Origin of the sequence: Vibrio sp. 10N.222.52.C12 (genome assembly GCF_041474215.1) — a bacterium.
Classification (GTDB): Bacteria; Pseudomonadota; Gammaproteobacteria; order Enterobacterales; family Vibrionaceae; genus Vibrio; species Vibrio crassostreae_C.
In genome coordinates this window covers 78,564-86,456 of the sequence record NZ_JBFRTR010000070.1, presented here as the reverse complement: position 1 = coordinate 86,456, position 7,893 = coordinate 78,564, and the positions used below count along the sequence as shown (strand labels likewise).

The 7,893-nt window shown below is 45.3% G+C and carries 7 protein-coding genes; 2 read left to right on the top strand and 5 right to left on the bottom strand.

Annotated features, from left to right (window positions below):
- Window positions 1–153: 153 nt before the first annotated feature.
- The 4 genes from udp to AB4623_RS13590 form a co-directional block, all read right to left on the bottom strand.
- Entirely contained in the window at window positions 154–912 is a 759-nt protein-coding gene (gene udp / locus AB4623_RS13605; RefSeq protein WP_372132356.1) for a uridine phosphorylase, read from the bottom strand.
- 282 nt (window positions 913–1,194) lie between these two features.
- Complete coding sequence (locus tag AB4623_RS13600) at window positions 1,195–3,552, bottom strand: zinc/cadmium/mercury/lead-transporting ATPase (RefSeq protein WP_372146653.1); 2,358 nt, start codon at window positions 3,550–3,552, stop codon at window positions 1,195–1,197.
- Between the two features lie 153 nt (window positions 3,553–3,705).
- Window positions 3,706–5,169, bottom strand: coding sequence for an MATE family efflux transporter (locus tag AB4623_RS13595; protein WP_372146651.1), 1,464 nt, complete (start codon window positions 5,167–5,169; stop codon window positions 3,706–3,708).
- Window positions 5,170–5,348: 179 nt separating this feature from the next.
- Window positions 5,349–5,765: a CBS domain-containing protein gene (locus AB4623_RS13590; RefSeq protein WP_017060213.1), complete on the bottom strand. Its 417-nt coding sequence runs from the start codon at window positions 5,763–5,765 to the stop codon at window positions 5,349–5,351.
- A gap of 282 nt (window positions 5,766–6,047) precedes the next feature.
- Between AB4623_RS13590 and AB4623_RS13585 the strand changes: the two genes are divergently transcribed.
- Window positions 6,048–6,281: a hypothetical protein gene (locus AB4623_RS13585; RefSeq protein ID WP_017060212.1), complete on the top strand. Its 234-nt coding sequence runs from the start codon at window positions 6,048–6,050 to the stop codon at window positions 6,279–6,281.
- Between the two features lie 167 nt (window positions 6,282–6,448).
- Window positions 6,449–6,745 carry a hypothetical protein gene (locus tag AB4623_RS13580; RefSeq protein ID WP_029235295.1) on the top strand — a complete coding sequence of 99 codons (297 nt, stop codon included), beginning with the start codon at window positions 6,449–6,451 and terminating at the stop codon, window positions 6,743–6,745.
- A gap of 98 nt (window positions 6,746–6,843) precedes the next feature.
- On the opposite strand, the gene AB4623_RS13575 is transcribed toward AB4623_RS13580, so the two are convergent.
- A complete protein-coding gene (locus tag AB4623_RS13575; protein ID WP_081324522.1) occupies window positions 6,844–7,830 on the bottom strand; it encodes a glycosyl transferase family protein in 987 nt (328 codons plus the stop codon).
- Between the last annotated feature and the right edge of the window lie 63 nt (window positions 7,831–7,893).

Genomic DNA, 7,893 nt, shown 5'->3' with positions numbered 1-7,893 from the left:
GATTAAATCACTCGCCTTTTTTGTTGTCTGTTTTCTCTATTGATTACTTTCAGACGGCACAAAAAAATGGCCGCATCATACGATGCGGCCATTTTCAAAATTTAATGTCACTTGAAGACTTAATGCTCTCTAAAACTCAGAGCACTTTAAGACTTAAAGCATTTTACGAGCGGCTTCTACAACCACTTTGATTGAACGTGCTTCTGTTACTTTTAGAGTGTCGTGATCAGGCGTCTCTTTTTGAGTACGGTTGATGATTACACCAGCAACACAACCTGCTTTCAGACCAGAACTTGCACACATTGTTAGTAGTGTTGCAGATTCCATCTCGAAGTTTAGAACGCCCATGTCTTGCCATTCTTGCATAGAGCCTTGGAAGCGCTTAACAACGCGACCAGAGAACGTGTCGTAACGCTCTTGACCTGGGTAGAACGTATCGCTTGATGCCGTTACGCCCATGTGAACTGTTGCACCTGATTCATCAACTGCCGCTTTCATTGCTGTTGCAACTTCAAAGTCAGCCACTGCTGGGAACTCCATAGGAGCAAAGTGTAGGCTAGCGCCGTCTAGACGAACAGAACCTGTAGAAACAATCATGTCACCCACGTTTACGTGAGGTTGGATAGCACCAGTCGTACCAACACGTAGGAAAGTGCGAACACCAAGTTGAGCAAGCTCTTCAACTGCGATAGAAGTCGATGGACCACCAATACCTGTTGAACATACAACAACTGGTTTGCCGTCTAGCTCTGCGCGGTAAAGCGTGTATTCACGGTGACTAGCAAGGAATACTGGGGTCTCCATCTCTTCTGCAATTTTTTGCACACGAGCAGGATCACCAGGGATGATCGCAAGAGTAGCACCGTTAAGATCTGCTTCAGTAACACCTAAGTGGAAAACAGCTTGAGACATAGTTCGCTCCTTTTGGCTTATTGGGCTTTTTACCCTTATTTAAGCTCATAGTAAATTCGTGGGGTACGAACACACTCTAACCAAGCTCATTACAAAATGAAGTGACACATGTCACATGAATGATCGCAACAATAATTCAAGTTTCACAAAAAACCGATTGGCATCACAAAAATAAGCAATCCGCACGCCTATGTTGCATACTAATGAGACAAAAAGCGCCTTTAACGTATTACCGCTAAAGGCGCTTTTATATTAAGAATGCTCTATGTCGGTGAGCTCGATTTAGTCCGCTTTAGATTTAAATCGAAGCAGACGCAATGCGTTCAATGTCACCAATGCAGTTGCACCACTATCCGCTAAAACTGCCACCCACAAACCGGTAATACCTAACAAGCTTGTCACCAAGAATACGACCTTCAAACCAAGCGCAAGGGCTACGTTTTGACGGATGTTGTTCATGGTCGCTTGCGACAGTTCAATCATCGCTGGCAGCTCAGTTAAACGGTTATGAGTCAGTGCTGAATCCGCCGTTTCCAAAGCGACATCCGTACCACCACCCATTGCGATGCCGACATTCGCCGTTTTCATTGCTGGTGCATCATTAATGCCATCACCGACCATCGCCACGTGCGACTGTTGAGATAACTCCTCAACGTAAGATACCTTGTCGCTTGGCAATAGGCTTGCCTTGTACTGCATACCAATCTTGCTACTGATCGCTGCTGCACTGCGCGGATTATCGCCGGTCAACATGATAGATTGAATACCTAATTCATTAAGTCGTTCAATCGCAAGCTTAGCGTCACTGCGTAACGTATCTTGCCAAGCAATCAGACCAATCACCGTCGTAGCTTGCTCTGTTGATTCTTCTTGATCTTTAACCTCAAGAGCAACCACAACCGTCTTGCCCTCACCTTCTAATGCTTCTACCTGAGAAACCACATCGGCACCAAGTTCGAACGTGACTTTAGACGGTGACAGAACCTGATACTGAACACCATCAACATCCCCTTCAACACCACTACCAATCAACGCTTTCTTGTTGTGTGATTCAGGAATCTCAATATTCAGGTCTTTTACTTTAGCGACAAGTGACTGCGCCAACGGGTGAGTAGAGCCAACTTCAATCGCCCCAACCACACGCAGCATCGCGTCTTGTTGCCACCCCGATAGAGGTTGAATATCCGTAACCTGAGGCTTACCTTCGGTCAGTGTGCCTGTCTTATCGAAGGCGATGGTTTGGATTTTACCAAGCTGCTCTAGCGCTGCGCCGCCTTTAATGAGCGCGCCACGTTTCGCTGCTGCTGCTAAGCCAGAGGTAATCGCTGCAGGAGTCGAGATAACCAAGGCACACGGACAAGCAATCAACAATAGCGCTAGGCCACGGTAAACCCATGTTTCCCATGGCTGCGCAAACAACAATGGTGGTGTGATGATGACCAACAGAGCCACTACCATCATTAACGGTGTGTACCAACGGCTGAACTTATCGAGGAATCGCTCTAGTGGTGCTTTACGAGACTCTGCTTCTTCAATCAGATGAAGAATGCGATCGATCGCGTTCTCACCCTGTTTTGAAGTGATGGTGATACGAACCACTTTATCGACCACCACAGCGCCTGCCATGATGCTATTGCCTTCGATGTGTTCAACAGGAACAGATTCACCGGTTAACGCACTTTCATCAAAGCTTGCCGCGTCTGTAATCAATTGGCCGTCAGCAGGTAAACGAGAGCCCGCGGCCACTTCAATCACATCACCTGGAACCAGTTCACTGACTGCTACTTCTACACGCTCGCCGTTGATGATCTTAGTCGAGTTTTCTGGTACCAATGCCATTAGCGCTTGAACGCCACTTCTTGCTCTTGATGAAGCAAACGCTTCTAAGCGCTCACCAATCAAGAACAACAATAGAACCATCGCTGCTTCCGCAGTTTCGCCAAGGTACAAAGCACCCAGCGCGGCAACACTCATTAAGGTTTCAATAGCAAACGGTGTACCTGAACGCGCCAGCTGAACCGCTTTCTTCGCCACCGGATATAAACCAAGCAGACAAGTTACCGTAAACAAGCCTTCGCTTAATTGAGGAGAGGTACTTTTCAGAAGCGCCGCAAACAGCATTGCCGCTGCAATCGCGATAATCTGTAAATTAGGTTGGATATAAGCTTGCCAAAAAGTCTCAGGTTGTTGTTTTTCTTTCTTTGAACCGACTTCCGTAAGAGGGAAACCCGTTTTGATAGAGACCTGTTCAATGGTGTCAGCAAGGCTTTCATTATCGAATTTCACAACCAGCTTTTCGGTAGCAAAGAGAACCTTCGCTTGAATAACACCGTCAATATTGCTGATCGCGTTTTCTATTTTTCTTGCACAAGCTGGGCAGTCCATTCCGGCAACCAGCCAACTTTTCGAAAATTTGGCATCGAGAGATAAAGTTGAGGACTGACTGTCTTCTTCTCCACTATCCGACGAACTACAACAATCATCTCCAGACGATGACGAAGCAGCAGAAGAGCTACAACAACCAGATGAAGTACCTGCTGCTGTGATGCTTGAAATTTTAGGGCTAGAGCAACTTGCTCCTGCCGCTTGAGGTTGAACGTCCACTTTTGCTGAGCGGCACGCTGCATGTTTTGCGCACATAATGTATCTCCTTAATACTCAAAAGCCTTGAGGTTGTTGCTAACTTACGAGCAACAGAACCTTAAGTTCATCAAAAGTATAAACCTTGGAGGCTACTCCAAGGTCAAGAAGAAGTTTTCAAGAAAACAAAAATATTATGCCCGCGCCGATGGCTTACTGAGATTTAAGCTCCGCACACTCTTCACGGTTTGCCGATACATCATCGATAAGCACCGCATCGTGTGAACAAAACGGCTGAGTGTTCAAACTGACAATCGACACATCATCTTCCACTGGATCAACTTGAGAACCTTGCATCAGCTCAGCGATATGATGTCGAAGTACCAAGATACCTAAAATCCCGAACAAAACATTACCCAAGGCTTGACCATAGAGAACACCCAAAGCGCCATACCACTGCGAACCTAGATAGACGAACGGCAGAGTACCTAACGTCGCTTTGCCCAAATTCAATGCTGTCGAGTAAAGCGGTTTGCCTAAGTTATTAAAAGAGGTGTTGGCAACAAATAGCGCACCGTTAAAGGTGAAGGTTAAAGCCACATAGGTACAGAAAGCTGCCACAATAATTGCTGCATCACCTTGTAGACTAAAGCCTTGAATGACATAACCTTGAACGAAGTACAACAAGATACAAACGGCAATGGTGTATGCCGTAGTAACCAATAATGAGTTGTTGAGTGTTTCTTTTACTCTGTCCATGCGTTCAGCACCAAAGTTCTGACCAATGATTGGCCCCACAGCGCCAGACAAGGCAAAGATAACCGCAAAACAAACTGGCGTCAGACGACCTATCACGGCAAAGCCCGCGACAAAGTCCTCACCATATTGTGCGATACCCGTTGTCACAATCGCATTACCGATAGGCGTTGCGGTATTAGTGATAATCGCAGGCAACGCAATCGCCAATATTGGTCGAATATTAAGACGCCATTGCACAAAAGAAGGCGGAGCCACCAGCTGATGGCTGCGAATAAGAGGATAAAGCGAAAAGAATAGCACCGAGAAACGAGCGACAACCGAAGCGATAGCCGCCCCTTCGATGTTCCAACCAAAACCAAAAATAAACAGAGGATCGAGAATCGCGTTAACAATGCCGCCAGACAAAGTTGCCCACATCGAACGCTTAGCATCACCTGCCGCTCTTAAGCCCGCACCCGCTGCCATCGCTAACGCCAAAAATGGACCACTAGGTAGCAAAATCTGTAGGTAAGCTTGAGCGCGTTCGGCTGCAATGCCTTTGGCGCCTATCGCGGCTAGCAGCTCTGGAATATAAGCGAACATGATTGCAGTTATGGTTGAACTGATAACAAACGCAGTAAGCATGATACTGGTGCTTAGGTTTCGAGCGTGCTCTTGATTCTTGGAGCCGATGGCTTTGGACACTAATGCGCCCATGGCAATGGAAGTACCGATAGAAACGGAGGTAGAAAAGAAAGTCAGCGTACCTGCAAAGCCTACCGCAGCAGCCAATTCAACCTGTCCGAGCATACTGATAAACAGCATGTCGAGCAGATCGACCACAAATAACGCCATCAAACCGACAGAGCCAGCCCCCGACATCACCAATATGTGGCGCATCGTTGAACCTTCAACAAACTTTGCCGTTTGATTTGACATGAAACCTCCAAAAGTTGGAATACCCAAGAGCTAAAGCCTAATCAACTGTTCAACTGTTCAACTGGCTAGGGATCCAAAAAGAAAGGATCGACCAAGAAAAGCGCTATACAGAAAAAAGGCGCTAGTGCGCCTTTTTTCAATTGAGAGTATTGAGAAAAATAATCGTTCTTAACACGCTACTATACCTGATGTTTGAAGCATTCTTCCAAGTTCTTGCCAATTGCTCTCAAAACATCAGTTCTGGTGATAATACCCACCAGTTTTCGATTATCGATCACAGGGTATGCTTTAGGTTTTCCAACCTGCATCATGTCCGCCAATTCAATAATGGATAAGTCAGGTGACACCGACAGCACTTCTTGGTACATACAGTCACCCACAAGGTGTGTGTCTTGGCAGAAGTAACTGACCTTCACAAGTTTCTCGAGTAAATCCTGCTCTGAAAGGAAGCCAATCACTTGTTCGTTATCATCGATTACGGGCCCACCCATATGGTGGCTACGCATCACTTTGTCTAACGCTAGACTTAACGGCATATCAGGAGTAAATGTCACAACCTGCTGCGTCATGTAATCTTTCACTTTAATAGAATGCATTGCGTTCTCCCTAAATACTTTGCGTCATATATTTTCTATCTTGTTAAGTTAATTGTTGTCTAAAATCTTGATTTTACTAAATGGATTTCAACAATTTTATTGATAGGCAAAACCTAACAAGACAAAAAAGTGAGACAAACAAAGGGTTGAGCACGTTTTCGAACGCCAGAAAAAAGAAAAAAAAGAGCCCTTACAAAGCCTTACTTAGCCGAGCTAGCCTGCGTAAATAAACCCTGTAATCTTCACCTCACTAATAATTAGAAATCCCGTTTTAGGAAGTTTATGCAACACGACAACAACATGTACGCGTATATTTACGCAGGTAACGACGGCACGGAAAACACACTCATCGCCACTATCGATAATCAAGAAAAACCGCTGATATCAAGCTGCGTTGATGAGATAAAACGCATGTCATGCTTAGCCATTGATTTAGCAGCAAAACACGACCTAAAAGTGAAGCTGGTGAAATATCAAAGAGAACAAGAGATCGACTTCGGCCTATTCGTTAAATAGTGAATCCGACACTGATTTGGTTAATCTCTAACTGGCAGCCATAGTAGCATTAGCAAGCGCAATAGCCGTGAATGGCTGCCGAATTCGACCTGACAAGCCTAACGGGTAAAGGCTATAATGATCAGACGGCGCCCTTGCCGATTTTCATTGTCCAAATACGGTTTACTATGTCTTCCCAAACCCCACCTAAAACGTATCTAACGAATTCCTTATCTAAGTTAAAAAGCTACTTTAGTGAGTTATTGGATTTCCAATCACGCATTTGGGTGGTTCATATCTTTGAAGACTCTATTACCGATCAGTCGTTTGTGATTAATGAAGATGGCTTTAAAGAACCGCTAGAGTGGATGAAAAAACGTGATTACCAAGCAAGAATGCTTGATCGTGTTGATAAGATGAAAATCTCACAGGTGATTGAGATTCAGTTCGAAGACAAAATGCATCGCTTGATGCGAGTGAAGTAGCTCTATTGTTTGGGCACGTACGAAAAGCCATTACTAGAAATTAAGCATAAAAAAGGCCAGCGCTCGCTGACCTTCTCTCATTGATTACAAACCACCATCTAACGCGCACAATACTCATGCCACAGGCGCACCGCTTTCTGGTATGCCTCAGTTTTATCGTGCGTTTCTGCAAAGAGAATGGCTGTCATGCTGTCGACAACGGTATTCGCCATTAGCGCCATATCTTCAGCCGATGTGCCAAGTACACATTGACTAGGAAGTGGCAGCTCTAGGTTCATCATCTCTTCCCAGTAGAACGATTCGACTTTGTCAGGAGAGCTCATCCATACCGTTTGGCTAACTTTAGGATTATATTCCGACTCACCGTTCATCCCTTTGAATGAAATCACCGAGTGGGATTTATTTCCGATAACATGCTCAACTTCCGCATGAAGTTGTGGAAAGCCAGGATGGAAACTGCCACGCAGACCTAAACGGCCACCACCAGGATTCAATGCTCGAACTACCGTGTTAATTGGTGTTCTCAAACCGTAGCGGTGTTTCCAACCAATCATGGTTTGTGCTTCGGGCGCAAAGTTAGCTAGCGGTAAATAAGCAATGCCGTCTTGTTCAAGAATCGACTTAGCATGTTCAGGGCTCTCAGCACTTTGCACACCGACATCTTGCAAATGGCTTTCAACGTGCGTCCTACCGCTCGGCTTATCCATATAGCCATGCATTAACACTTTATAGCCATTGTCAGCTAAGATTTTTGCCGCCAACAAGTTCCAAGGCTTGCCACTGGCGTTATCGTTACGCTTACCTGCATAACACGGCCAATCAATATCAGCGCCTAAATCTGGCACTCGAGATTGAAACGCTTTTACAAAGCCAGCGATCTCTTCATTGGTTTCATTCTGCACACGAATCAACATCAGTAGCATAGCCATTTGGTCGTCACCGACTTCTCCGCTTAAATACTCATCCATGATGCGGTAGGCTTGTTCGAACGATAAAGGCTTACGCCCTCTTTCTCCTCGTCCAACTGTACGAATACACTCTAAAATACTACTCATTGATTGTTTATTCTCTTCCGTTGATATCAATAAAATTCGAATACACTTTCGATTCTATGATACCCACCGTGCATTGCAAAGCGATTCAGTTGC

Coding starts and splice junctions, on each gene's coding strand:
- udp (WP_372132356.1), bottom strand. CDS start 912: ATGTCTCAAGCTGTTTTCCACTTAGGTGTTACTGAAGCAGATCTTAAC.
- AB4623_RS13600 (WP_372146653.1), bottom strand. CDS start 3,552: ATGTGCGCAAAACATGCAGCGTGCCGCTCAGCAAAAGTGGACGTTCAA.
- AB4623_RS13595 (WP_372146651.1), bottom strand. CDS start 5,169: ATGTCAAATCAAACGGCAAAGTTTGTTGAAGGTTCAACGATGCGCCAC.
- AB4623_RS13590 (WP_017060213.1), bottom strand. CDS start 5,765: ATGCATTCTATTAAAGTGAAAGATTACATGACGCAGCAGGTTGTGACA.
- AB4623_RS13585 (WP_017060212.1), top strand. CDS start 6,048: ATGCAACACGACAACAACATGTACGCGTATATTTACGCAGGTAACGAC.
- AB4623_RS13580 (WP_029235295.1), top strand. CDS start 6,449: ATGTCTTCCCAAACCCCACCTAAAACGTATCTAACGAATTCCTTATCT.